The organism is Mycobacterium sp. UM_11 (assembly GCF_001414075.1).
Classification (GTDB): Bacteria; Actinomycetota; Actinomycetes; order Mycobacteriales; family Mycobacteriaceae; genus Mycobacterium.
In genome coordinates, this window is sequence record NZ_LATC01000006.1 from 67,741 (window position 1) to 92,328 (window position 24,588).

Annotated in this window: 22 protein-coding genes; 3 read left to right on the forward strand and 19 right to left on the reverse strand. The window is 68.7% G+C overall.

What is annotated here, in order from left to right:
• Positions 1-11: 11 nt before the first annotated feature.
• Positions 12-569, forward strand: a complete 558-nt coding sequence (sigC, locus tag WU80_RS26285; protein ID WP_231633729.1) for an RNA polymerase sigma factor SigC — start codon at positions 12-14, stop codon at positions 567-569.
• Here sigC and WU80_RS03120 read toward each other — a convergent pair.
• Genes WU80_RS03120 through WU80_RS03135 form a run of 4 tightly spaced genes read right to left on the reverse strand, consistent with a single transcriptional unit; the run spans position 566 to position 3,961 of the window.
• Positions 566-1,294 (reverse strand): cobalt-precorrin-6A reductase, encoded by a 729-nt coding sequence (locus WU80_RS03120; protein ID WP_197281054.1) that lies wholly within the window; start codon positions 1,292-1,294, stop codon positions 566-568. The two genes, sigC and WU80_RS03120, sit on opposite strands and share 4 nt — an antisense overlap.
• Complete coding sequence (gene cobM, locus WU80_RS03125; protein WP_055399418.1) at positions 1,291-2,046, reverse strand: precorrin-4 C(11)-methyltransferase; 756 nt, start codon at positions 2,044-2,046, stop codon at positions 1,291-1,293. The genes WU80_RS03120 and cobM overlap by 4 nt, the downstream gene beginning before the upstream one ends.
• Positions 2,043-3,215, reverse strand: a complete 1,173-nt coding sequence (locus WU80_RS03130; protein WP_055399495.1) for a bifunctional cobalt-precorrin-7 (C(5))-methyltransferase/cobalt-precorrin-6B (C(15))-methyltransferase — start codon at positions 3,213-3,215, stop codon at positions 2,043-2,045. Before WU80_RS03130 ends, cobM begins: the two co-directional genes overlap by 4 nt.
• Positions 3,212-3,961 (reverse strand): SDR family NAD(P)-dependent oxidoreductase, encoded by a 750-nt coding sequence (locus WU80_RS03135; RefSeq protein WP_055399416.1) that lies wholly within the window; start codon positions 3,959-3,961, stop codon positions 3,212-3,214. Before WU80_RS03135 ends, WU80_RS03130 begins: the two co-directional genes overlap by 4 nt.
• A gap of 35 nt (positions 3,962-3,996) precedes the next feature.
• Between WU80_RS03135 and WU80_RS03140 the strand changes: the two genes are divergently transcribed.
• Positions 3,997-4,410 (forward strand): F420-dependent biliverdin reductase, encoded by a 414-nt coding sequence (locus tag WU80_RS03140; protein WP_055399415.1) that lies wholly within the window; start codon positions 3,997-3,999, stop codon positions 4,408-4,410.
• Between the two features lie 22 nt (positions 4,411-4,432).
• On the opposite strand, the gene WU80_RS25205 is transcribed toward WU80_RS03140, so the two are convergent.
• The 4 genes from WU80_RS25205 to WU80_RS03165 form a co-directional block, all read right to left on the reverse strand.
• Positions 4,433-4,969, reverse strand: a complete 537-nt coding sequence (locus WU80_RS25205; protein WP_082459702.1) for a TNT antitoxin family protein — start codon at positions 4,967-4,969, stop codon at positions 4,433-4,435.
• Positions 4,966-7,773, reverse strand: a complete 2,808-nt coding sequence (locus WU80_RS25210) for a glycohydrolase toxin TNT-related protein (protein ID WP_082459701.1) — start codon at positions 7,771-7,773, stop codon at positions 4,966-4,968. Before WU80_RS25210 ends, WU80_RS25205 begins: the two co-directional genes overlap by 4 nt.
• Positions 7,774-7,863: 90 nt before the next feature.
• Positions 7,864-10,119 carry an alpha/beta hydrolase-fold protein gene (locus WU80_RS03160; protein WP_055399407.1) on the reverse strand — a complete coding sequence of 752 codons (2,256 nt, stop codon included), beginning with the start codon at positions 10,117-10,119 and terminating at the stop codon, positions 7,864-7,866.
• Between the two features lie 35 nt (positions 10,120-10,154).
• Positions 10,155-11,282 (reverse strand): Xaa-Pro peptidase family protein, encoded by a 1,128-nt coding sequence (locus WU80_RS03165; RefSeq protein WP_055399405.1) that lies wholly within the window; start codon positions 11,280-11,282, stop codon positions 10,155-10,157.
• Positions 11,283-11,384: 102 nt separating this feature from the next.
• Here WU80_RS03165 and WU80_RS03170 point away from each other — a divergent pair, with 102 nt between their 5' ends.
• Complete coding sequence (locus WU80_RS03170; RefSeq protein WP_055399492.1) at positions 11,385-12,341, forward strand: 5'-3' exonuclease; 957 nt, start codon at positions 11,385-11,387, stop codon at positions 12,339-12,341.
• A gap of 4 nt (positions 12,342-12,345) precedes the next feature.
• On the opposite strand, the gene WU80_RS03175 is transcribed toward WU80_RS03170, so the two are convergent.
• The 11 genes from WU80_RS03175 to dop all read right to left on the reverse strand — a co-directional run bounded on the left by WU80_RS03175 (position 12,346) and on the right by dop (position 24,539).
• Positions 12,346-13,104: a DUF4333 domain-containing protein gene (locus WU80_RS03175; RefSeq protein ID WP_055399403.1), complete on the reverse strand. Its 759-nt coding sequence runs from the start codon at positions 13,102-13,104 to the stop codon at positions 12,346-12,348.
• Positions 13,105-13,184: 80 nt separating this feature from the next.
• A complete protein-coding gene (locus WU80_RS03180; RefSeq protein ID WP_055399490.1) occupies positions 13,185-15,959 on the reverse strand; it encodes an RNA helicase in 2,775 nt (924 codons plus the stop codon).
• A 19-nt stretch (positions 15,960-15,978) separates the two neighbouring features.
• Positions 15,979-16,947 (reverse strand): twin-arginine translocase subunit TatC, encoded by a 969-nt coding sequence (gene tatC, locus WU80_RS03185; protein WP_156349406.1) that lies wholly within the window; start codon positions 16,945-16,947, stop codon positions 15,979-15,981.
• A gap of 44 nt (positions 16,948-16,991) precedes the next feature.
• Positions 16,992-17,246 carry a Sec-independent protein translocase subunit TatA gene (tatA, locus tag WU80_RS03190; protein WP_055399400.1) on the reverse strand — a complete coding sequence of 85 codons (255 nt, stop codon included), beginning with the start codon at positions 17,244-17,246 and terminating at the stop codon, positions 16,992-16,994.
• Positions 17,247-17,318: 72 nt separating this feature from the next.
• The gene (locus WU80_RS03195; protein WP_055399398.1) at positions 17,319-18,284 is read right to left on the reverse strand and encodes a YafY family protein; all 966 of its coding nucleotides are present in this window, start codon (positions 18,282-18,284) and stop codon (positions 17,319-17,321) included.
• Between the two features lie 106 nt (positions 18,285-18,390).
• Positions 18,391-19,380, reverse strand: coding sequence for a YafY family protein (locus tag WU80_RS03200; RefSeq protein ID WP_055399396.1), 990 nt, complete (start codon positions 19,378-19,380; stop codon positions 18,391-18,393).
• 85 nt (positions 19,381-19,465) lie between these two features.
• Entirely contained in the window at positions 19,466-20,824 is a 1,359-nt protein-coding gene (gene pafA, locus WU80_RS03205) for a Pup--protein ligase (protein ID WP_156349405.1), read from the reverse strand.
• Between the two features lie 234 nt (positions 20,825-21,058).
• Positions 21,059-21,832: a proteasome subunit alpha gene (gene prcA / locus WU80_RS03210; RefSeq protein WP_055399392.1), complete on the reverse strand. Its 774-nt coding sequence runs from the start codon at positions 21,830-21,832 to the stop codon at positions 21,059-21,061.
• Positions 21,829-22,722 carry a proteasome subunit beta gene (gene prcB / locus WU80_RS03215; RefSeq protein WP_055399390.1) on the reverse strand — a complete coding sequence of 298 codons (894 nt, stop codon included), beginning with the start codon at positions 22,720-22,722 and terminating at the stop codon, positions 21,829-21,831. Before prcB ends, prcA begins: the two co-directional genes overlap by 4 nt.
• Positions 22,719-22,913, reverse strand: a complete 195-nt coding sequence (locus tag WU80_RS03220) for a ubiquitin-like protein Pup (RefSeq protein ID WP_007170369.1) — start codon at positions 22,911-22,913, stop codon at positions 22,719-22,721. The genes prcB and WU80_RS03220 overlap by 4 nt, the downstream gene beginning before the upstream one ends.
• Positions 22,914-23,030: 117 nt before the next feature.
• A complete protein-coding gene (gene dop / locus WU80_RS03225) occupies positions 23,031-24,539 on the reverse strand; it encodes a pup deamidase/depupylase (RefSeq protein ID WP_055399388.1) in 1,509 nt (502 codons plus the stop codon).
• Positions 24,540-24,588 lie beyond the last annotated feature (49 nt).

A 24,588-nucleotide genomic window follows, 5' to 3' on the forward strand; every position in this document is an offset into this window, starting at 1 on the left:
GGTGGTTCGCCATGATCGCGTCAAGCGATGACGAGGCCGTTACCGAACTCGCGTTGGCCGCCGCGCGTGGAAGTGACCGTGCGCTCGAGGCATTCATCAAAGCCACCCAGCAAGACGTGTGGCGGTTCGTCACGTATCTGTCGGATGCGGGCAGCGCCGACGACCTGACACAGGAGACCTTCCTGCGGGCGATCGGTGCCATCGAACGGTTCTCCGGGCGTTCGAGCGCCCGGACCTGGCTGCTCGCGATCGCGCGCCGCGTCGTCGCGGACCACATCCGCCACGTCCAGTCACGGCCCCGCGCCGCGCTGGGCGCCGACCCGGAGCACGTGCTGCGCGGCGACCGGCACGCCCGCGGATTCGAGGACCTGGTCGAGGTCACGACGATGATCGCCAGTCTCACCGCCGAGCAACGGGAAGCCCTGTTGCTCACCCAGTTGTTGGGGCTGCCCTACGCCGACGCCGCGGCGGTTTGCGGTTGCCCGGTGGGCACCATCCGATCCCGCGTCGCACGCGCCCGCGACGCGCTGCTGGCCGCCGACGCCGAGCGCGACGACCTGACCGGCTAGCCCAAACCCGTCACCCAGTCGGTGGCCTGCTCGACGCTGCCCACCACCGTCACGCCGGCCGGTAGCGGCGGCCGCGCCACCATGACCACCGGAATACCCTGTGCCGCAGCCGCGTCCAGCTTCGCGCGGGTCATGTCCCCACCGCTGTTCTTGGTGACCAACGCGTCGATGCGGTGTTCTCGCAACAGGGCCAGCTCGCCGTCGTAACGATACGGGCCGCGGGACAGCACCAGCTGGTGTCGGCGCGGCAGGGACGACGGCTCGGGTTCGGTCACCGCGCGGATGAGAAACCACGCGTCGCTGTCCGCGAAGGCCTTGGTTCCCGAGCGTCCGGTGGTGAGAAACACCCGCGAAAACGCTTGTCGCGCGGCGGCTTCCGCGGCCTGGCTGTCCGATTCGACCACGATCGCCGAGCCCGGGTCCCAGGCCGGACGAGCCAGCACCAGGTGCGGCATCTTCAGCTCAGCGCAGACGGCGGCAGCGTGCGCCGTCATCGTCGCCGCGAACGGGTGGGTCGCATCGATCACCGCGTCGATGCGTTCGTCGAGGAGCCAGCGCCGCAGTCCGTCGGGGCCGCCGAAGCCACCGATGCGTACCGGGCCGACCGGCAGCGCGGGGTCGGGCACCCGTCCGGCCAGCGAGCTGACGATGTCGATGTGCGGGTGCAGGGCCTTGGCCAGTGCGCGACCTTCGGCCGTGCCGCCGAGCAGCAGCACGCGCATCAGTGCCTGCTCCCCCGCGTGCGCCCGGTCGAATACAGGTAGCTGTCCGTGAATCCCTCGGCGGCGAGCACACCGCCGATGATGATCACCGCCGTCTTGCTGATGCCGGCCCGATGCGTCTGTTCGGCGATGTCGGCGAGCGCGCCGCGCAGCACCACCTGCTGCGGCCAGCTCGCGAATGCCACGACGGCACAGGGTGTTTCGGGCCGGTAGCCACCGTCGAGAAGCTGTGGCACGATGGCATCGATCTGGGCCGCGGCCAAATGCAAGACCAGTGTGCCGCCGGATCGGGCGAGGGTGGCGAGGTCTTCACCGGGCGGCATGGCCGTCGACAAGGTGGCGACCCGGGTCAGGGTCACGGTCTGCGCGACGCCGGGAACGGTGAGCTCGCGCTTGAGCGCGGCCGCCGCCGCGGCGAAAGACGTTACGCCGGGCACGATTTCGTAAGCGATCCCCAGCGCGTCGAGCCGTCGGCATTGCTCTGCCAGCGCGCTGTAGATGGACGGGTCGCCGGAATGCAGCCGTGCAACGTCGTGGCCGGCGGCGTCGGCGTCGGCGAGCTCGGCAACGATCTGGTCCAGCGTCAGCGGGCCGGTGTCAACGACTTTCGCCCCGGGCGGGCACGCCGCCAACAGGTCGTCGGGCATGATCGAGCCCGCGTACAAACACACCGGGCAGGACCCGAGGAGCCGCTGGCCGCGGACGGTGATGAGATCGGCCGCACCCGGGCCGGCACCGATGAAATACACCGTCATTTGGTCATCGCCCACTGGGTGACGGGCATCTGTGGACGCCAACCGGTGAAGCCGCCGAGCGGCTCGCCCCGATAGTGTTGGAAGCGGTGCAGGTGTCCCCCGAGTCGCGAATACGCCTGCGCGAGAGCCGCTTCGGATTCGGCGGTGACCGCGTTGACGACCAGGCGGCCGCCCGTCGGCAAGTTGTCGAGGCAGGCGTCGAGCAGTCCCGGCTGGGTGAGGCCGCCACCGATGAAGATCGCCGACGGTGGGTCCAGTCCGTCGAACGCCGCCGGGGCATCAGCACGCACATCGATGCCGGCGCCGAAATGGGCGGCGTTGAACTCGATGTTGTCGCGGCGTCTTTCGTCCCGCTCGAATGCGACCGCGGTGCAGCCGCGCCAGCTCAGGCACCACTCGACGCTGACGCTGCCAGAGCCCGCGCCGACGTCCCAGAGCCGCTCGCCGGGGCGCGGTGCCAGCGCCGCCAGGGTCACCGCGCGGATCCCGTGTTTGGTGATTTGCCCGTCGTGCGCGAACGCGTCGTCGGGCAGCGGCGACAGGCGTTCGTCGGGCAGGTAGCGGATGGCGATGACGTTGAGGTCGTCGATGTCCGATGGCGCGCCGTCGGCCCATTCGCGCGCGGTGCCGTCCCGGCGATGTTCGGTTGGCCCGCCCAAGTTTTCGAGGATGGTCAGGACCGATTCGCCGCGGCCATGCGCGTCGAGTAGCACAGCGACCTCGTTGGGTGTGGCGCCGCTCTTCGACAGCACGATCGCCTGGCCGCCGCGGCGTATCGCGGTGTGCGTCGGCGCGGTGACCAGGCTGATCACCTCCGTGTCGTGGGCGTTCCAGCCCATTCGCGCGCACGCCAATGTCACCGAGGACACGTGCGGCAGCACCCGCACCTGCTCGGGGCCGTGCAGCCGGATCAGCGTCCCCCCGATGCCGTGCAGTAGCGGATCGCCGCTGGCCACCACATGCACGTCCCCCGCATGGTCGTCGAGCAACGTCCGCAACGCGGGCAGCATCGGCGAGGGCCACTGCCGCCGGGACGCCGCAACGGTGTCGTCGAGCAGGTCGAGTTGCCGTTTCGATCCGTAAATTGTTGTAGCCCTGCGCAATTCGTGATGCGACGACTCCGCGAGCCCCGCCATGCCGTCGGCGCCGATCCCGACAACGATTATCATCGCGGCATCCTGCGCCATAAAAACTGCGGCACCACCCGCATTACGGCCGAGGCGGGACCCAACGCCCACGGGATCCACACGGAGCGGCGGCCTTTGGCCAGCGCCCGCGCGGTCGCCGCGGCCACCTGCGCCGGGGTGCTGGACAACGGCGCCGCCTCCATGCCCTCCGTCATGCGCCCGATCACAAAGCCGGGCCGGGCGATCAGCAGTCGGATCCCGGTGCCGTGCAGCGCGTCGGCCAAGCCGCTGGCGAACCCGTCGAGACCGGCCTTCGCCGAGCCGTAGACATAGTTGGCGCGGCGCACCCGCGCGCCGGCGATCGAGGAGAACACCACCAGTTGGCCTTTGCCGGCTTCGCGCATCGCGCCGACGAGATGGGTGAGCATGCTGACCTGGGCGACGTAATCGGTGTGCACGATGGACACCGCGTGCGCGGCGTCGGTCTCGGCGCGGGCCTGGTCGCCCAGGATTCCGAAGGCCAGCACCGCCGTGGCGATGGGCCCGTGCTCCACGACGACCGAGGCGATCAGCGGGGCGTGCGACTCCAGGTCGTCGGCGTCGAACTCCTTGGTGTGTACCGCCGTCGCGCCGGCGGCTTGGAGGGTGGCGACCTCCTCGTCGAGTTGGTCGGCCTTGCGCGCGGCGAGCACCACCGTCGCCCCCGGCGCCAGCAGCCGCGCCAGCTCGACGCCGATCTCGCTGCGGCCACCCAGGATTAGTACTGGGCCCGCGCCCGTGTCGCCCACGGCTGCGATTATGACCTGCGCTAGCGTGGGCGGTGATGGCGAATACCACTACGCGGCTCACGGACGATGCGCTGGCGTTTCTGTCCGAACGGCATCTGGCCATGCTGACCACACTGCGAGCCGACAATTCACCGCATGTCGTGGCGGTGGGATTCACCTTCGACCCCAAGACGCACATCGCCCGGGTCATCACCACCGGCGGCTCGCAGAAGGCGGTGAACGCCGACCGGGGCGGGGTGGCGGTGCTCAGCCAGGTCGACGGCGCGCGGTGGTTGTCGCTGGAGGGCCGATCGAAGGTCAACACCGACGTGGATGCCGTCCGCGACGCGGAGTTGCGGTACGCCCAGCGCTATCGCACCCCACGCCCGAACCCGCGCCGGGTGGTCATCGAGGTGCGGGTCGAGCGGGTGCTGGGTTCGTCGGGCTTGCTGGACCGCGGCGAGGACTAGCTTCAGTCTGGCGAGTTCGTAGCTATCGCGGCTCAAAAAGCGGTTTCCCGTCGGGATCTATGGCTGACTCTTCAATTTGATCAATTGTCGCCGTCAGGTACAGCGCGAGCTTTCTGAGTTCCGCTGTTGCAGTCACCTTGTCAGAACTGCTGACGGCCAGCGTTGAGCCATCGGAGGCAACCAAGGCAAAGCGTTGGGTTCCTTCGAAATCCCGCGCTTCTATGCTGTATGTAGATACGAAACCGCTGTCCGAGACCGGCACACCTACGCGGGGCAAACCTCTCGCGCTACGGATGTGCAAGCAAAACCTTCCGTAGAGGTACTTCTCGATCGCGTCCATGGACGGAGCGGCCAACACGAAATGCTCAGGCCCCATACGGTCGGAATCGGTAACGATGAACCAGCTGGCGTCATTTTGTCCTATAAAAAGGCGGATTTCGCCAGAGGCTGCCCACAATATTGCCCGACCGTCATCCGTACAGTCTCCCGGCGTGAGCGTGTACCCAGCTAGTTCTGCCCACTGCGCGAGGCGCTTTGAAACCCTGATGGTGTCGGTCATCTCAACACACCAATGTCAGGGTCCGCGAGCTCGTCAACCGTCATCACCCTGCCTTCAGAGTTCAATACTCGTACTTGGATCGAGCCACCGGGCTGACCCAGCCCAGGTGCGACTTCGGATACTTCGATAGTCCATCCGTCGGGGAGATGGTCAAAAGTATAGGCGTTGTAGGGTTCGCGGACAGAATTGACGTGGAGGGCTCGTTCCTCCCATGACGCCGGTTCGCCACCTTCCATAACGGCCAAATACTTACCATCCGTTCTGCCGATCCGATCAACTAATTGTCCGTAATCTCGGAAGTAGGATCCGGCATCTGTGTACGCGACCCGCGTATGCGGGACAGCGCCGCCATTAAGCGGGAAATTGGCCCAAGGTTGGCCCTGATCGCCAATCTCGTTGAAGCGTTCGGCGTATTCCTGCTCGGTGTAGGGATGTCCTTGTGGGTCACGGCCGAACGGCGCATCGGGATCGCGAATTAGCTTGGCGACATCCGGATCAATCTTGGCCGGATCAACGGGATCATCCGGGAAATCCCAGTGCTCTTCCAACGGTTCGCCGTAATGCGGGTCGAGCGTTTCGTCACCTAACCGATGCCATCCGTCGCCTGACGGTTCGTGAGAATGAATCGGATCCTGCCGCGGGCCACTTGGGGAGCCATCATGGCCGTGCCCAGCCGGACCTTGATCGTCCCCGTGCGACTTGCCATTCCGATCATCACCAGGTTGGCCGTCGTCAGGCCCGTCGGGTCGCCCGTCGTGCGGCGGCTTTCCATCAGGATGCCCGCCCGGATGGGTGCCGTCACCGGGCCTACCGACGCCGCCGCCAGGTGCGGGCAGCTCACTTGGGTGACCGTTCGGGGGCGCCAGATGCGGCGCGGCGGCCGACGGCGCGGCAGGCGAGGGCGCGGCAGACGGGGGCGCGCTCGGGGACGCCGCCGGCGCTGATTGCGGCGAGTGTGAAGCCATAGGCGCCGATTCGACGGGACTTCTTGCGGGCGAAACCGGAAGCGGCGAATGCTCAACCGCCCTCGCCATCGACGGCATGCGCTCGCCAGCTGCGGCTGCCCCAGCCGCAGCGTGCGATGCGGCGACCGGGGCCGAGGCCGGCTCGCGCGGACCTCCGCCTGGCGTCGACTCGTGCGGACCACCAGCTGGTTCCGGCGCGGGACGATCGCCGATCCCCCGGGGTGGCTCCGGCGGCGTCGCACCCGTTTCAGCCGGTTCGTGAGGCGCGCCCGCCGTCGCACCACTCGGCCCCGGCGCCGACTCCACCGGCACCTCCGGCAACTTCCCTGGCGGCAGTCCCACCGCGCTGCCACCGGGGAGCGGATCGCCCGTGGGCAGGTCTTCCCCGAGCTTCTGGAGGCCTTTAGAAAGGTCGCCGCCGTTGGCCGCGACGTCAGCCAGTGCACTGCCGGCACCATCCAATTCGGTGGCCGCGCCGGCGGCGCCTTGCGCCACCCGCTCGCTGTCGGTAATTCCTTGGCTCGCTTCGACGCCACCGGCGGCACCTTCGGCTGCTTTCGACCCAGCCTTCACGGCGCCACCACCGACAAGCAGCGTCACGCCGTCGAAAATGCCTTCACCGACACCCACACCGGGCCTGCCGGAGGTCAAATCGTCCCAGTGGGTAAGGCTTGTCACGAGCCCCAGGTCGTTCTTCAGTGCGCCCTCGGGATCGAGAAGGGCATACGCCGGGATGGACTTCATTGCGCTTTGGTCAAGTGCTGACCAACTGGCCACGGCTCCGTTCAGATCGAAGACGAATCGGCTCGGATCGAGCTGATCTCCGACCTCCACCGTCCCCACAGCGCCCTTGAAGAAACCTGTTCCCGCATCGGCGGTGTAATCGAAGTCGTCGGCCACGAATTTGCCGACGGTTTCACCCAGGAATTCGACGAACTGACCGCGCATGTAGGTCTTCATCTCGCCGACCAAACCGTCGATGATCTGCATTCCGGTCTTGATGACATGTTCGCGGGCCTGCGCTTCCCGCTTCATGTTGTCCAGCACGGCGTTGATGTCCCGCACGATCTTTTCGAGCTCGTCGGCCGCATCGCCTTCGAAGATCAACACGATGTCATGGGCAAGATTGGTCAGAGCCCCAAGGCGACCCAACAAATCGCATATCTTGTGCTGGGCGTTCTCCACCTCGTGCGCGAATCCGTCCAAAGCTTCGGCCAACTCATGGCACCCAGCCGCCAACTTGTTCAACTCGCTGGCCAGTTTTGATAAGGCATGCTGCACCAACTCGGCTTCGGGAACCTGCTGTCCACCGATCACCGACTTCGGAGCGTTAAGCCCGTGCCCCACCCCGCGGAGCGCGTCACGGAAGCCTCGCCAACATTCGGCGGCCGCGCGCATTCCGCCACCGTTGCCGTTGGGCCACACATCGTCAACCAACGCCTCCACCACTGCCCACAGCAGCGGCTGTGCTACCCCGGGGCCCACTGTCACAGGTCGAGATGGAGTCGGGAACTGCTGCGGTTGGCCGGGCGTGGGCAGCACGTGACCGGCGCCGCCAACGTTGGACGCCGCGTCGGCCCGCGAGTAGTTGGAGGCGCAAAGTTGCACTTTGGCCCCGACGTACCTGCACGACGAGATGCCTGCCGCCGCCGCGTGCAGCAACGCCTCGGCCGCGGCCTGGTAGCCCAAACCGAACATCAAACCGGCAGCATCCTGGCCACTGTTGATACCGAAACCTGCGGTCAGCGGTCCCAATGCTGCCGCCAAGCCCTCGCCTATTGCCGCCACGGCGCTACCCGCGGCGTACATCGCCTCGGGGTCGACGGACAGCGGAGCCACGCGCGAAATTCTTGCCGAGACCGCGCGCAGGCGCTATTCACCCAATGCTGGCTTTTGCCAAGCTAGCCGTGGCCACAGAGCAGCCACAACTCATTCATCAACAGCCTGTGCGGCCAAGGTGATCTGGTGTCGTCCCGCCGGCACGTCCAAGGTCGGTTCGGCCGATTGACCGTCAAGCTGCACGCTGACCCCGCTAGGCAGGCCACTCAGCGTGATCCGCACTGCGGTGTCGGTGGCCACCGCGATCGTCGACTTCGGCAACGTGGCCAATCCGGCGCGCTCGACATCCACCGCGATTCCGGCGACGCCGGTGAGCCGCAGCGTGAGGTACGGCAGCGGAGACACGGGTGGGCCTGGCCGCCAGTCCAATTCGCTGTACACCCCTGGGGTTGGGTCGAAGTTCAGGAGGAATCCGCGATGATGTCGCACGGTGTGCGTCGGATCGGGGCGCGCGTACGAGCGTGCATCGACTTCCGCGATCGCCCCGCGCCGCCCCGTCACCGCAGGGTCCGCGGTCAGGCCCGACAACCACCACACCTGATGCGGCCCGATGCCCAGGTCGTCACGAACCAGTTGCGGATGCCACGCGAACGTGATGTGTCCCGGATCGGCTTGCCGCAAGCCGGTTTCCATGTGCGCGATCGGGTCTTCGAACTTGTCCTGCAACACCCACGCGAGGTGATCCTCGAACGGATACACCGTAAAACGGTGCCGGTAGCCCAGCCGGTCGAGTTCGAGCACCTGCTCGGCGGCCGACGCGAACGGCACCAGCTCGTCGACCATTCCGTGCGCGATGACGTAGGGCAGCCAGCGGGCGTTCACCAGTAGCTTCCATGTGTCGCCCTCGCGGGCACAGGGCGATTGCGGGTCGAGGTCGGCCGGGATGTCGATGTCGGGGAGCAGCCGTACCCCGCACGTCGGCGGACCTGCGAGCACGAGGGCTTGCGAAAACACTTGCGGGTAGGTCAATCCCAGCTTGTAGGCCGCATATCCGCCCATCGAGTAGCCCGAAATCACGGTGCGGTTGGGGTCGGTGCCCAGTTGCTCGGCGACGCGCGCCCACACTTCCCAGACGTCGAGCTCTCCGGTGTCGAAGTACCACGTCGACGGGCCCCGGGCCAGCGGCGTGACGACGACTGAGTTCCGGCCCTCGCACACTTGGTGCAGCAGGTGCGGGTCGATCGCGGCGAACTGGCTCTGCCCCAACGCGAGCGAGTGCAACAGCAGAGTCAACGGCAAGGGTTGGCCCGGCTTGAAACTCGAGGGCAGGCACACCGAATACGGCTGCACCCGACCGAGGAATTGCGGCTTGGTGCTCAAGATATCGTCGGCGGCCACACCCTGGCCCAGCTCGACCGAGGACACATACCACCGAGTCGACGGGCCGGTGATCACCGGCTCGGACTCGGTCTCGCCGGCCGCCAGCCGATCCCACTGCACCGTCACGGCGAACTTCGAGACGTCGCCGGCGGTCAAGGCGCCGGCCTGCGCGGCGTCCGACCAGAAGTTCAGGTGCGGCGGCTCTTGCTCGTTGGTGCGGAACGCCACGTTGTACACGTTCGGTTGCCCGGGCAGCGCGCCATGCTCGGCGGGCACGTCGGCGAACCCGTCGCCCGCCGCGTTCGAGAGCCCTGCTGCGAGCCGCACCGTCCACGTGCCGTGCGGCTCGAGCAGGGTCCGGGGCACTTGCGCCAGAAACGTTCGCGATTCCATGTCGACGCTGTGCTGCACTGGCGTCGTGGACCGGGTGGTCAGGTCGATCAGCGCGGCGCCATTGCCCGAAACCAGCAGGGCCATGTCGATGCCGGCCGAGCGCACCCCGGCCCCGGCGGGCCACTGCTCCGGCGCGGCGCGAGCGGGGTCGGTGTCGAGGGTGAACAGCGCGATGGGGACCGACGCGTCCAGCAGGGTGTTCCAGTCGACCCGCCACCAGGTGTCGGCGGCGGTTAGCCCGACCGCGACGCGGAAGATGTCGGCGCCGTTGCGGGCCGCCGGGCCATCGGGATAGATGTAGGTGCCGCGCGGCGGCGCCTGCACTTTCAGGTCACCGATCGGCAGGCCGGTCGCGCCGTGGTCGTCGTACAGGAAGTCGGTCCAAAACAGGGCACCGCCGGCCAGGCGGCCGGCGCCGCACGTGCGCGGAAAGTCTTCCCCGAATGGCCATCCCGACGGCACCGGTAGTCGCGGCTCTGGCCGCAGCGCCGCCGCTGGCGCCCCCTCGGGCATGCCGTCGACCACGACGAGCTCGGCCGGTGGTGCGGGTGCCGTCGCGGCCGGATGGACCAACGTGTCGGCGATGTGGCGTGCGATGCGGATCGGCAGGAGAGTCAAATCCAGAAGTGACATCAAGCCCCAACGTACGCGCCGGTGGGCCTCGACTGCTACGGCACGGGCACCACGATCAGGTCGTGCGGCTGGTTGTTGACCGGCAGCGCGCCGTCCTCGGTCACGACGACGATGTCCTCGATACGCGCGCCCCATTGGCCCGGGAAGTAGATGCCTGGCTCGATGGAGAAGGCCATGCCGGTGGCCAGCGGCAGGTCGTTGCCCGCGACGATGTAGGGCTCCTCGTGCACCGAGAGTCCGATGCCGTGTCCGGTGCGGTGTACGAAAACGTCCGCAAGCCCCGCCTCGGCCAGCACCCCGCGTGCGGCGGCATCGACCTGCTCGGCCGTGACTCCGGGACGGACGGCGTCGACGGCCGCCCGCTGCGCCCGCTGTAACACCGAATACTGCTGCGCTACTTCGGGTTTCGGCTCGCCAATGCTGTAGGTGCGCGTCGAGTCGGAGTGATATCCGGGCTCGTAGGCGCCGCCGATATCGACGACGACGATGTCACCGACTTGCAGTTCGCGGTCCGAGTAGCCGTGGTGCGGGTCAGCGCCGTGCGGGCCGGAGCCGACGATGATGAAGGCGACCTCCGAATGCCCTTCGGCCACAATCGCTTCCGCGATATCGGCGGCTACGTCGGCCTCGGTCCGCCCGGGAGCCAGAAACTCCGGCACTCGGGCGTGCACGCGGTCGATGGCCGCACCGGCCTTGCGCAGCGCATCGATCTCGCATTCCTCCTTGGCCATCCGCAGCCCGCGCATCACGTCCGTCGCCAGCACCGGCAGCGCGCCCAGCGCATCCGCGAGTGGCAGCAGGTGCAATGCGGGCATCGAGTCGGTGACGGCGGTCGTGGCCGGGCCGGGGCCGAACACCGCACCCACCAACCGGTAGGGGTCGTCGCCGTCGACCCAATCCCGCACCACCAGCCCCAATTCCGCGATGGCCGACCCCTTGAGCGAGGCCAGCTCCAGTCGCGGCACCACCACCGTCGGGTCTCCGGACGCGGGCAGCACCAGCGCGGTGAACCGCTCGAGCGTCTGGGCGCGCGACCCGACAAGGTAGCGCAAGTCGTACCCCGGGGTGATCACCAGCCCCGACAGCCCCGCCTCGGCGGTCGCGGCCGCCGCCGCCGCCAGCCGTCGGGCGTACACGCCCGCGTCGAACCGATGAGATTCCATGGCAGCCAGGCTAACCGGTCCGGCGAACGTCGACTTGACGCGCCGAATTGACTGAGCGGACGACAAGAAGTCGACGTTGGGCGACGTGAGACGATGACCGACATGCGATCGCCGCTACTGCTGCTCGACGGGGCCAGCATGTGGTTCCGGTCCTACTTCGGGGTGCCGTCGTCGATCACCGCCCCCGATGGCCGGCCCGTCAACGCCGTACGCGGATTCATCGATTCGATGGCGGTCGTGATCGCCAAGCAACGCCCCAGCCGGCTGGTGGTCTGCCTGGACCTGGACTGGCGGCCGCAATTCCGGGTGGACCTCGTCCCGTCGTACAAGGCCCATCGGGTGGCGGAGGAAGAGCCCGAGGGCGAACCCGACGTCGAAGAGGTCCCCGACGACCTGACCCCGCAAATCGAGATGATCATGGAACTGCTGGATGCCTTCGGCATCCCGACGGCGGGCGCCGAGGGGTTCGAGGCCGACGATGTGCTCGGCACGCTGGCCGCCCGCGAACGCCGCGACCCCGTGGTGGTGGTCAGCGGAGACCGCGACCTGCTGCAGGTCGTCGCCGACGACCCCGTCCCGGTCCGGGTGCTCTACCTGGGCCGCGGCCTGACCAAGGCCACCCTGTTCGGACCGGCGGAGGTCGCCGAACATTACGGCGTGCCGAAGCATCGGGCCGGACCGGCCTACGCCGAATTCGCCCTGATGCGGGGCGATCCGTCCGACGGCCTGCCGGGCGTGCCGGGCGTCGGGGAGAAGACGGCGGCGACCCTGCTGGCCCAGCACGGGTCGCTGGAAGAGATCCTGGCGGCCGCCCGCGACCCGAAATCGAAGATGGCCAAGGGCCTGCGCTCGAAACTGCTGGGGGCGACCGACTACATCGAGGCCGCCGGGAAGGTGGTGCGGGTCGCCACCGACGCTCCCGTCAGCCTGTCGACCCCGACCGACGCGCTGCCGCTGGCGGCCGACGACCCGGGCCGCACCGCCAAGTTAGCGACCGAACTGGGCGTCGGGTCCTCGATAACCCGGCTGCAGAGAGCGCTCGACGCCCTGCCCGGGTGACCGGCTACTGCGGCCGGCCGACCTCGTAAGTGCCCTTGTTGTCCTGGAAGGTCACCGTCACGTGCTTGGCGGCGCCGTCGATGCTGACGTCGCAGTCAAAAGTGGCGCCCTTCTTGACGGTGGGGTTCTGGCCGTGGTTGCACTTGACGTCTTTGACGTTCTTGGCGCCGTAGCCGTTCGTCTCGTCGGACAGGACTTGCTGGACACCGGCCTGCGCCTTGTTGACGTCCAGCTTGGTGGTGACGAAGAACCCGGGCTGCCAGAAGCCGAGTACCAGCACGACCGCGATGAGCAGGAAGGCGATCGCCCCGCCCACACCGGCGATCAGCCCGACCGAGCGCTTTTTCGCCGGTTGTTGGTCATACGGCGAGTACTGCTGCGGGTACTGACCCGGCTGGCCGTACTGACCCGGCTGGCCATACTGCCCCGGCTGCCCGTACTGGCCCGGCTGCGCGTACTGGCCGGGCTGACCGTACTGACCCGGCTGACCGTACTGACCCGGCTGGCCATACTGCCCCGGCTGCGCGTACTGCTGAGGCTGGCCGTAGCCGGGCTGCTGCGGGTATTGCTGCGGGTAGGCCTGTTCGGCCGGCTGCTGGTACTGCGGGTACTCGGCGGGCGGCGTGTACGCCGGAGCCTGCCAGGTGGCCTCCTGGCCCGGCTGCTGCTGCCACGGCGAACCGACCTGGGTCGGTTCGGAGGACTGATCGCTACCTTGGCCGGGCGGTTGCCACTGCTGGTCCGGTCCCTGCGGTCCGCTCATCGTCTCTCCTCAGCCCCTTATGTCTCGGCACGAACTATCGGCGTCGTGATTTGTTGGATCTACGGTAGCTTCGGCTCAGCCTACCCGGCGTCAACAGCGACGACGCCGCGCCGAACGTCATTGATCGCGCGCTTGGCGGTGGCCCTCAGCTCAGCGTCCGGGGCGGCGTTGCGGACCTGGTCCAACAGGTCGAGCACCTGGCGACACCAACGCACGAAATCGCCCGCCAGCAGCGGCGAGCCGGTGCCCGCCGGGTCCACGGCCGCCAGGGCCGCGGCCAGGTCGCCGGATTTGGCCCAGCGGTAGATGACGTTGACGAAACCGTCGTCGGGCTCCCGACTGGGCGCGATCCGGTGCGTCTGCTCGTCGCCGCGCAGCGCGTACGACAGCCGAGCGGTTTGCTGCAGCGCCTGCCGCACGCGCTGGGTGGGCGCCTCGGCGGCGAACGCCGCCCGCGGGCCCTCACCTCCCCTGCTCTCGTAGAGCACCGCCGAGACCACGGCCGCCAACTCGGGTGGCTTCAGGTCCGCCCAGGCGCCCGTGCGCAGGCATTCGGCGACCAGGAGGTCGCTTTCGCTGTAGATGCGGGCGAGCAGGCGCCCGTCGTCGGTGACGCGGGGATCGGTGTCCGGGCCTTGGATGAAACCGCGCTCGGTGAGCAGCCCGACAATCCGGTCGAAGGTCCGCGCCAGCGAATTGGTCGCGGCGGCAACCTTTTTCTCCAACTGCGCGTTGTCGCGTTCGATCCGCAGGTACCGCTCGGCCTGCCGCACCTGGGCTTCGACGCCGGGGCTGTTGTGCGACGGGTGCCGACGCAGCTCGTCGCGCAGCGACGCCAGTTCGGGGTTGTGAAACGCGTCGTCCTGGTCGCCGCGCCCGCCGCGGCGCCTGGCCGGAATGGCCAGCCCGGCTGCCGCCGACCGCAGCGCCGACGCCAGGTCTCGCCGGACCCGCGGCTGCCGGTGCTCGACCCGCTTGGGCAGCGGCATGGAACCGACCGGGGCCGACGCTCCCGGATAGTCGGCCGTCGAAATCCGCCCCGCCCAGCGGTTTTCGGTAAGGACCAGCGGGCGCGGGTCCTCGCCGTCGCGGGCCGATTCCAGCACCACCGCCAGTCCGCCGCGCCTGCCGTGGGTGATGTTGATGATGTCGCCACGCCGCAGCGCGGCCAGCGCGTCGCTGGCCGCCTGGCGCCGCTGCAGCCGCGAGGCGCGGGACTGCGCGCGTTCCATCTCGGAGATGCGCGCCCGCAGCCGGGCGTAGTCGAGGATCGGCGCCTGCGGGCCGCCGAGCTCGCCGGCGATCTCGGCGAGCATCGCGTTGCCGCGTTCGATTCCGCGCACCAGGCCGACCACGGAGCGGTCGGCCTGGTACTGCGCGAACGACTGCTCCAGCAGCCGGTGCGCCTGCTCGGGACCCATCTGCTGCACCAGGTTGATCGTCATGTTGTACGACGGGGCGAACGAGCTGCGCAGCGGGAAAGTGCGGGTGGAGGCCAGGCCCGCCACCGCTACCGGCTCGGTGTTCTCGTCGGCGGGATTCCACAGCACCACCGCGTGGCCCTCGACGTCGATGCCGCGCCGCCCGGCGCGGCCGGTCAGCTGCGTGTACTCCCCCGGCGTCAGCGGCATGTGCTGCTCGCCGTTGAATTTGACCAGCCGCTCGAGCACCACCGTGCGGGCGGGCATGTTGATGCCGAGCGCCAGGGTCTCGGTGGCGAACACCGCCTTGACCAGGCCGGCGGTGAAAAGCTCCTCGACGGTGTGCCGGAACACCGGCAACATCCCGGCGTGGTGGGCGGCCAGGCCGCGCAGCAGCCCCTCCCGCCACTCGTAGTAACCGAGCACCGCCAGGTCGGCGTCGGCGAGATCGCCGCACCGGTGCTCGATCACCTCGGCGATCTGCGCCCGCTCCTCCTCGGTGGTCAACCGCAGCGGCGAGCGCAGGCACTGCTGGACGGCGGCGTCGCAGCCGGCGCGGGAGAACACGAACGTGATCGCCGGCAGCAGCCCCTCGGAGTCCAGCGTCGCGATCACGTCCGCCCGCCCGGGTGGCCGGTAGAACCGCGGCCGGCCTGGCGCACCGCGTCCGCCGCGCCCACGCCGCGGCTGCCAGTCCGACATCCGGTCCGCCTCCCGGCGGTGCGCGATGTGGCGCACCAGGTCCGGGCTGACGCGTGACTCCTGGCCGGCGACCGGCTGCCCGCCGGCCTCCGAGCTGCGGTAGTCGAAGAGGTCGAACAGCCGCTTGCCCACCAATACGTGCTGCCACAACGGCACCGGCCGGTGCTCGTCGACCACCACGGTGGTATCGCCGCGCACCGTCTGGATCCAGCCGCCGAACTCCTCGGCGTTGCTCACCGTGGCCGACAGGCTGACCACCCGCACCTCGTCGGGCAGGTGCAGGATCACTTCCTCCCACACCGGGCCCCGCATCCGGTCGGCCAGGAAATGCACCTCGTCCATCACGACGTAGGAAAGTCCTTGCAGCGCAGGCGAATTGGCGTAGAGCATGTTGCGCAGCACCTCGGTGGTCATCACTACCACGGGAGCGTCGGCGTTCACCGACATGTCACCGGTCAGCAGGCCGATCCGGTCGCGGCCGTAGCGCGCGGTCAGGTCGGTGTGCTTCTGGTTGCTCAGCGCCTTGAGCGGCGTGGTGTAGAAGCACTTGCCGCCGGCGGCCAGCGCCAGGTGCACGGCGAATTCCCCCACCACCGTCTTGCCGGCGCCGGTCGGCGCGCAGACCAGCACGCCGTGGCCGCGTTCCAGCGCGGCGCACGCCCGCCGCTGGAAGCCGTCGAGCGCGAAGGGCAATTCGGCGGTGAACCGGGTCAGCTCGGCGAGCTCCGCCACGTCCTGCGGCACCGAGGGCTCAGGTGACATCGTCGTGCTGGCCGGCGGTGAACGACGGCTCGGGGACCGACTCCTGTATCGGTGCGGGCGGCTCGATGGCCGATGCCTGGTCATCGGGAATCGCGGTTTGCGCTTCGCGCTTGGCCTTGCGCCGGTCGTGCAGGCGGGCGATCTGGATGGCGAATTCGAGGAGCACCGACAACGCCACGCCCAGGGCGGTCATCGAAAACGGGTCGGACCCCGGGGTGAAAACCGCGGCGAACACGAACATCCCGAAGATCAGGCCGCGCCGCCACGACTTCAGCCGCTCATAGGTGAGCACGCCGGTCATGTTGAGCATGACGATCAGCAGCGGGAATTCGAAGCTGACTCCGAACACCACCAACAGGTTGATCAAGAAGCCGAAGTACCGGTCCCCCGACAGCGCGGTCACCTGCACGTCGCTGCCCACGGTCAGCAGGAAACCCAGCGCCTTGGACAGCACGAAGTACGCCAGCACCGCGCCCGCGACGAACAGCACCGCCGCGGGGACCACGAACCCGACCGCGAAGCGGCGCTCCTTCTGGTACAGCCCCGGCGTGATGAACGCCCACAGCTCGTAGAACCACACCGGACAGGCCAGCACCACCCCGGCGGTCAACCCGACCTTGAGCCGCAACATGAACTGGTCGAACGGCGCCGTCGCCAGCAGCCGGCATTGACCGTCGGCGCTGATGCTCGCGCGCGCCGACTGCGGCAGCGAACAGTACGGATGGCGCAGCCACTCGCCCAGGCTCTCCAGGCCGAAGAGGGAATGCGAGTACCAGAAGAACCCGAAGATCGTGGTGACCAGGATGGCGGCCAGCGAGAGCAGCAACCGGGTGCGCAGTTCGGTCAGGTGATCGACGAGCGACATCGTCGCGTCGGGATTGGTTCGGCTGCGCCTATTACGCGGGTTTAGGCGCTTCAGGACGCCGGCAGTGCGCGCTGAAAACTTGAAAACTTTCACGACGCTCGTTCAGTGGCGTTCGGGCACCGCGACGATGACGGCGGCTACGCCGGGCGTGCTTCGGTGTGCCCCTGCTCGGTGGCCGTCGGCGGCTCCACCCGCTGCGACTGCACGGGCTGAGGGGTCTCGATGGAAGGCGCTTCGGACTTGTTCTCGGTCTGCATTTCGCGCAGCTCGGACTTGAAGATGCGCATCGACTTGCCCAACGAACGTGCTGCATCGGGGAGCTTCTTGGCACCGAAAAGCAGGATCACCACCACGGCGAGGATGGCCCAGTGCCACGGACTAAGACTGCCCACTTTGATTACCTCCAGACGTCTACCCGATGCTACCGCAGCCCGGCGATACACCGGGCCGCCCGCGCCGTGGCCTCAGCGGGTAAGCCCCTGATAGGACTCGCACGCCGCGGCCGCAGCATCCCGGACACGTGTTGCCAGTGATTCCGGTTCAAGCACCCGCACGTCCGCCCCGAAGCCCAGCACCAGGCGGGTCATCCAGTCCTCGGAGGCGTAGGTCATCACGGCCTCGCAGGAACCGTCCGGCAACTCGTTGACCTCGCGCATCGGGTAGTACTCGAACATCCACGACGCCGACGGCGCGACGCGCAGCTTGGCCGACGGCAATGCCGGGTCGCCGTCGAAGAGCGAGGTGTCCGGCGGCGCGTGCACGGCCAGTTCGGGCGGGGCCGCCGGCTCGTCCAGCTCGGCGGCGTCGACGATCCGGTCGAAGCGGAACAGCCGCACCCCTTCGGCGTCGCGTGACCAGGCCTCCAGGTAGCTGTGGCCGCCGATCAGCAGCACCCGGATGGGGTCGACGATCCGGCTGGTCAGGGTGTCATGGGAAGCGGAGTAGTAGTCGATGGACAGCGCGTGTTTGTGCTGCACCGCCGTGCGCACCGCGGCCGCCGCGTGGCTCTCGACGGGCGCCGGCTCATCAACGGCCGTCGCCGCGATGTCCTGCCCGACGGCGCCGGCGGCCGCCTCGATCTTGGCGATCGCACTGCGCGCCGCTTCGGGATCGACGACGCCGGGGATGTCGGCCAGCGCCCGCAGCGCCACCAGCAGCCCGGTGGCCTCGGGCGAGGTGAGCTTCAGGGGCCTGTCGATGCCGGCGGAGAAGGTCACCTCGATGGTGTCGCCGGCGAACTGGAAGTCGATCAGGTCGCCCGGGTAGTAGCCGGGCAGGCCGCACATCCACAGCTGGTTGAGGTCCTCCTCCAGTTGCTTGGCCGACACCCCGAGGTCGGCGGCCGCCTTGGACCGGGTGACCCGCGGGTTGGCCTGGAAGTACGGCACCATGTTGAGCAGCCGGATGAGGCGGGTGGACACGGGGGTCATGGGCGCCACTCTCCCCCGCAAGCGGGAGGTGCCCCCACCTCATCGCTCCGTCCCCCTCGCCGCTGCGCGGCTGGGGGTGCCCCCACTGCATCGTCGCCGGCGCGAGTCATGCCGAGACCCCCGCCTGGGCACGCAGCCGCGTCAGCACGTCGTCGCGCAGGGACTGTGGCTCGAGCACGACGGCGTCAGCCCCGTAGCCGGCGATCTCGCGCGCCAGCCCGTCGCTCGATTTGATGTCGAGGTCGATCACCTCGCCGTCGCGGCCGCCCAACTGTCGCGCGCCGGCGGACGTCCCGGCCCGGCGCAGCGCGGTGGCCCGCCCGTCGGCGACCCACACCCGCGCATGTCCGCCGGTCGGGGTCTCGGCCACCGTCCGGGCCACAATCTGGCGCAGGTCCACGTCCTCGGGCACGACGACGGCCCCGGGCTGGCCGATCGGCGTGACCTCGGCGCCGATCCGCGACAGCCGGAACGTACGGGTGGCGCCGCGGTCGCGGTCGTGGCCCACCAGATACCAGCGGCCCTTCTCGGTGACCACGCCCCACGGCTCCACCGTGCGCATGCTGTACGGCTCGGCGCGCGACGGCCGGTGCGGGAACTGCACCGCCTGGCGAGAATCGATGGCCGACAACAGGATTCCAAGCACCTCCTCTGAACCGCGCAGCCCCGGCACGCCGGCCGGCGAGGCGATGGCCACCGGCGCGTCAGGGTCGACGTCCACCCCGGCGGCGCGCAGCTTGAGCAACGCGCCCTGGGTGGCGGTGATCAGTTCGGGCGATTCCCACAGTTGCGTCGCGACGGCGACCGCGGCCGCCTCGTCCGCAGTGAGCTCGACCGCGGGCAGCGAGTAGGCGTCCCGGTTGATGCGATACCCCTCGGTGGGGTCCATGGCCGACGCCCTGCCCACCTCGAGCGGGATGCCGAGATCGCGCAACTCGTTCTTGTCACGCTCGAACATGCGCGAGAACGCCTCGGCGCTGGGGCTATCCGAATAACCCGCCACGCTGGACCGGATCTTCTCCGCGCTGATGTAACCGCGGGTGGAGAGCAGGGCGATGACGAGGTTGACCAACCGCTCGACTTTGGAGGTCGCCATTCGCACCAGGTTATAACCGCCACGCGCCGCGCGCCTGCACCGGTCGGCGAGTCGAGCGCACGCGATATCACGTTCGCGGTTGCGGCTACATGCTGGCGATCAGCCGCTTGACCCGCTCGTCGACCGCCCGGAATGGGTCCTTGCACAGCACCGTCCGCTGGGCCTGGTCGTTGAGCTTGAGGTGCACCCAGTCGACGGTGAAGTCGCGGCCCGCGGCCTGGGCGGCGCTGATGAATTCGCCACGCAGCCGCGCGCGGGTGGTTTGTGGCGGGTGGTCGACCGCCTCCGCGATCTCCTCGTCGGTGGTGACGCGCGCCGCCAGGCCCTTGCGCTGCAGCAGGTCGAAGACGCCGCGCCCGCGTTTGATGTCGTGGTAGGCCAGGTCCAGCTGGGCGATCTTCGGGTCGGACAGCTCCATGTCGTAGCGGTCCTGGTAGCGCTGGAACAGCTTGCGCTTGATCACCCAGTCGATTTCGGTGTCCACCTTGGCGAAGTCCTGGCTCTCGACGGCGTCGAGCTGGCGGCCCCACAGGTCGACGACCTGCTCGATCTGGGCGTTCGGCTCGCGCGTCTGCAGGTGTTCGACGGCGCGGCTGTAGTACTCGCGCTGGATGTCCAGGGCGCTGGCCTGACGCCCGCCCGCCAACCGCACCGGCCGCCTGCCGGTGATGTCGTGGCTGACCTCCCGGATGGCGCGGATGGGGTTGTCCAGCGAGAAGTCGCGGAAGGGAACGCCCGCCTCGATCATCTCCAGCACCAGCGCCGCGGTGCCCACCTTGAGCATCGTGGTGGTCTCGCACATGTTGGAGTCGCCCACGATCACGTGCAGCCGCCGGTACTTCTCGGCGTCGGCGTGTGGCTCGTCGCGGGTGTTGATGATGGGCCGGCTCCGGGTGGTGGCCGAGGAGACGCCCTCCCAGATGTGCTCGGCCCGTTGGGACAGGCAAAACGTCGCCGCCTTGGGGGTCTGCAGCACCTTGCCCGCCCCGCAGATGAGCTGGCGGGTGACCAGGAACGGCAGCAGCACGTCGGAGATCCGGGAGAACTCGCCGGCGCGCACGATCAGGTAGTTCTCGTGGCAGCCGTACGAGTTGCCGGCGGAGTCGGTGTTGTTCTTGAACAGGTAGATGTCGCCGCCGATGCCCTCGTCGGCGAGGCGCTGCTCCGCGTCGATCAGCAGGTCTTCGAGTACCCATTCGCCGGCCCGGTCGTGGGTGACCAGCTGCACCAGGCTGTCGCACTCGGCCGTCGCGTACTCGGGGTGGCTGCCCACGTCGAGATACAGGCGGGCGCCGTTGCGCAGGAAAACGTTGGAGCTGCGGCCCCACGACACCACCCGACGGAACAGGTAGCGAGCGACCTCGTCCGGAGACAGGCGGCGATGGCCGTGGAACGTGCAGGTGACACCGAACTCGGTCTCGATGCCCATGATTCGCCGCTGCACGTAATCGAGGGTACTGGTTGTCTGACCGCGAGGGTGCGGAAGCCGCGCCTACGGGTCCGCACGAGTTTTGGGCGACCGCCCGACGGGCCGCGCGGGCAGGGATCCGGCGCGACACCCGAACGGCTCACCAGCATCGTGGGCACCAGCGGCCCCAGAATCGCCGCGTGCCGACCCGGTCTGCCCTGGGCGTTCAGCTGATAGCGAACGCGGGCCGGTGCGCGGTGCGGGCCCGATTCAGCCCGCGGAGTCGCCGTTGGAACCGGGCGTTTCGCCGTCGGATTCCGCCTGCTTCGAATCCCCCTCTTGCAACAGGCTTTCCAGAGTCGCCCGGTTGATCCGGCGGAACGCCCGCCGCGGCCGGTTGACGTCCAGAATGGCGACCTCCAGGCTGCCCACGTCAGGGGATGGCTGATCGCCGCCAGAACCCTCGGCGCTGCCGGCCCGCAGCGCCTTCACCGCGATCCGCGTCGCGTCGCGCAGGTCGGCGTTCTCGGCGTAGGACTCCTTGAGCGCGGTGGTGATCGGCTCGGTGGTACCACCCATCACCACGAAATGGGGTTCGTCGGCTATCGAGCCGTCGTAGGTAATGCGATAGAGCTCAGGCGGTTTCGTCTCGCCGTAGTGCGCGACCTCGGCGACGCACAGCTCCACCTCGTAGGGCTTGGCCTGCTCGGTGAAGATGGTGCCCAGGGTCTGGGCGTAGACGTTGGCCAGCTGACGGCCCGTGACGTCGCGGCGGTCGTAGGCGTAACCGCGGGTGTCGGCGAACTGGATCCCGCCGCGGCGCAGGTTGTCGAACTCGTTGAACTTGCCCGCGGCCGCGAAACCCACGCGATCGTAGAGCTCGCTGATCTTCTGCAGGGAGCGCGACGGGTTCTCCGCGACAAAGAGCACACCACCGGCGTAGACCAGCGCCACCACGCTCTTGCCGCGCGCGATGCCCTTGCGGGCGAGCTCGCTGCGCTCGCGCATCGCCTGCTCGGGCGAGATGAAATAAGGAAAGCTCACTTCTCACCGCCGTCGGGGCCGAATGTGTCCGCGCGGGAACGACTTTCGATGACTTCGCGGGCCAGTTCGGCGATCCGGCTTTCGGGCACCTCGGCCGCCCCCTCGGCACCGATGGTGACCGCCGTCGGGTAGATGCCGCGAACCAAGTCGGGTCCGCCGGTGGCCGAGTCGTCATCGGCGGCGTCGTAGAGCGCCTCGACGGCCACCCGCACCGCGGAATCGGCATCGACGACCCGCGAGTAGAGCTTCTTCATGGACGACTTGGCGAAGATCGAGCCCGAGCCCACCGACTGGTAGCCCTCTTCTTCGATGTTCCAGCCGCCGGCGGCGTCGAACGAGACGATCCGGCCGGCGCCTTCGGGGTCGGGTGCGTCGATGTCGTAACCCGCCAGCAGCGGCAGGGCCACCAAGCCCTGCATCGCGGCGGCGAGGTTTCCGCGCACCATGATCGCCAGCCGGTTGACCTTTCCGGCGAAGGTGAGGGGCACGCCCTCGAGCTTTTCGTAGTGCTCCAGTTCCACCGCGTAGAGGCGGGCGAACTCGACGGCGATCGCGGCGGTGCCGGCGATGCCCGTGGCGGTGTAGTCATCGGTGACGTACACCTTCTTCACGTCGCGCCCGGCGATCATGTTGCCCTGGGTCGAGCGCCGGTCCCCCGCGATGACGACGCCGCCGGGATATTTCAGGGCAACGATCGTGGTGCCGTGCGGCAGTTGAGAGCCGGCCCCGGCGGATTGCGCGCCGCCGCCCAGGCTCACCGGCAGCAGCTCCGGCGCCTGGCGGCGCAGGAAGTCGGCAAACGACGACAGGTCGACGGTGGGATTTCGGGAAAGGGCCGAGCCCGGAAGTGCTGAGTTAGTGGACAGGCGATCGGAGAAGGGCCAGGTCACTGTCCGCCCTTTTGGACGTATGCCCGGACGAAGTCTTCGGCGTTCTCTTCGAGGACGTCATCGATCTCGTCGAGCAGATCGTCGGTGTCCTCGGCTAGCTTCTCGCGGCGCTCCTGGCCCGCGGCCGTGCTGTCGGCGAAGTCGTCGTCGTCGCCACCACCACCGCCACGCTTGGTCTGCTCCTGAGCCATCGCCGGCCTCCTGCTTCATCTGAACTTGTTCAGCCGCTGCTTGCTTAGTAAGCCACGCTGCTCGCTGTTATCTCCCTACCCTACCGGTCAACCCCGACGTTCCCCGGTCTAACGGGCCTAGCTGGTGAGTTGTTCCACCAGTTCGGCGGCGCTGTCCACCGAGTCCAGCAGGGCCCCGACGTGCGCCTTGCTGCCCCGCAGCGGCTCGAGCGTCGGGATCCGGACCAGCGAATCACCGCCCAGGTCGAAGATCACGGAGTCCCAGCTGGCCGCGGCGATGTCGGCGCCGAACCGGCGCAGGCACTCACCGCGGAAGTAGGCCCGCGTATCGGTCGGCGGGTTGTCCACCGCGTCGAGCACCTGATGTTCGGTGACCAGGCGCTTCATCGAGCCGCGCGCGACCAGCCGGTTGTAGAGGCCCTTGTCCAGCCGGACATCGGAATACTGCAGGTCGACGAGGTGCAGCCGGGGGGCCGACCAGCTCAGGTTCTCCCGCTGCCGGAAGCCCTCGAGCAGGCGCAGCTTGGCGGGCCAGTCGAGCACCTCGGCGCATTCCATCGGGTCCCGCTCGAGTTGGTCGAGCACGTGCGCCCACGTCTGAACGATGTCGGCCGCGCGGGGGTCGGGGTCGCGGCTGTCGACCAGCTTCGCCACCCGGTCCAGGTAAATCCGTTGCAGCGCAAGGCCCGTCAATTCCCGGCCATCGGCCAGGGCCACGGCGGTCCGCAACGACGGATCGCGGCTGATCGCGTGGACCGCGTGCACCGGCCGGGCCAGCACCAGATCGCTCAGGTCGATCCCGTGTTCGGGGCCGACTTCGATCAGGTCCAGCACCAGCGCGGTGGTGCCCAGTTTCAGGTAGGTCGACGTCTCGGCGAGGTTGGCGTCGCCGATGATGACGTGCAGCCGGCGGTATCGGTCGGCGTCGGCGTGCGGTTCGTCGCGGGTGTTGATGATGCCGCGCTTGAGGGTGGTCTCCAGCCCGACCTCGACCTCGATGTAGTCGGAGCGCTGGGACAGCTGGAAGCCGGGCTCGTCCCCGGAGGGGCCGATGCCGACCCGGCCCGAGCCGGTCACCACCTGCCGGGACACCAGAAAGGGGGTCAACCCCGCGATGATCGACGAAAACGGCGTCTGCCGCGACATCAGGTAGTTTTCGTGCGCGCCGTAGGAGGCGCCCTTGCCGTCGACGTTGTTCTTGTAGAGCTGCAGTTTGGCCGCCCCCGGCACGCTGGCGACATGCCTGGCGGCGGCCTCCATGACGCGCTCGCCGGCCTTGTCCCAGATCACCGCGTCCAGCGGGTCGGTGCACTCGGGCGCCGAATATTCGGGGTGGGCGTGGTCGACGTAGAGCCGGGCCCCGTTGGTCAAGATCATGTTGGCGGCGCCGACCTCGTCCGCGTCGACCACCGGCGGCGGCCCGGCCGAACGGCTCAGATCGAAACCGCGGGCGTCCCGCAGCGGGGACTCCACCTCGTAGTCCCAGCGGGTGCGTTTCGCGCGCTGGATGCCGGCGGCGGCGGCGTAGGCCAGGACCGCCTGAGTCGAGGTGAGGATCGGGTTGGCCGTCGGGTCCGACGGTGATGAAATGCCGTACTCGACCTCCGTCCCGATAATCCGTTGCATGACCTAAGCGTAGGCCCGCCGACGATGCGGCCCGCGCGGCGGGGCGAGG

Excerpts from the sequence above, each read along its gene's own strand:
- WU80_RS03175 (WP_055399403.1), bottom strand. The coding sequence starts at position 13,104 with ATGAGCGGACCGCAGGGACCGGACCAGCAGTGGCAACCGCCCGGCCAA.
- WU80_RS03130 (WP_055399495.1), bottom strand. The coding sequence starts at position 3,215 with ATGATAATCGTTGTCGGGATCGGCGCCGACGGCATGGCGGGGCTCGCG.
- WU80_RS03220 (WP_007170369.1), bottom strand. The coding sequence starts at position 22,913 with ATGGCTCAGGAGCAGACCAAGCGTGGCGGTGGTGGTGGCGACGACGAC.
- WU80_RS25205 (WP_082459702.1), bottom strand. The coding sequence starts at position 4,969 with ATGACCGACACCATCAGGGTTTCAAAGCGCCTCGCGCAGTGGGCAGAA.
- WU80_RS03140 (WP_055399415.1), top strand. The coding sequence starts at position 3,997 with ATGGCGAATACCACTACGCGGCTCACGGACGATGCGCTGGCGTTTCTG.
- dop (WP_055399388.1), bottom strand. The coding sequence starts at position 24,539 with ATGCAACGGATTATCGGGACGGAGGTCGAGTACGGCATTTCATCACCG.
- WU80_RS03195 (WP_055399398.1), bottom strand. The coding sequence starts at position 18,284 with ATGACCCCCGTGTCCACCCGCCTCATCCGGCTGCTCAACATGGTGCCG.
- cobM (WP_055399418.1), bottom strand. The coding sequence starts at position 2,046 with ATGACGGTGTATTTCATCGGTGCCGGCCCGGGTGCGGCCGATCTCATC.
- WU80_RS03200 (WP_055399396.1), bottom strand. The coding sequence starts at position 19,380 with ATGGCGACCTCCAAAGTCGAGCGGTTGGTCAACCTCGTCATCGCCCTG.
- WU80_RS03160 (WP_055399407.1), bottom strand. The coding sequence starts at position 10,119 with ATGTCACTTCTGGATTTGACTCTCCTGCCGATCCGCATCGCACGCCAC.
- WU80_RS03165 (WP_055399405.1), bottom strand. The coding sequence starts at position 11,282 with ATGGAATCTCATCGGTTCGACGCGGGCGTGTACGCCCGACGGCTGGCG.
- WU80_RS03170 (WP_055399492.1), top strand. The coding sequence starts at position 11,385 with ATGCGATCGCCGCTACTGCTGCTCGACGGGGCCAGCATGTGGTTCCGG.
- sigC (WP_231633729.1), top strand. The coding sequence starts at position 12 with ATGATCGCGTCAAGCGATGACGAGGCCGTTACCGAACTCGCGTTGGCC.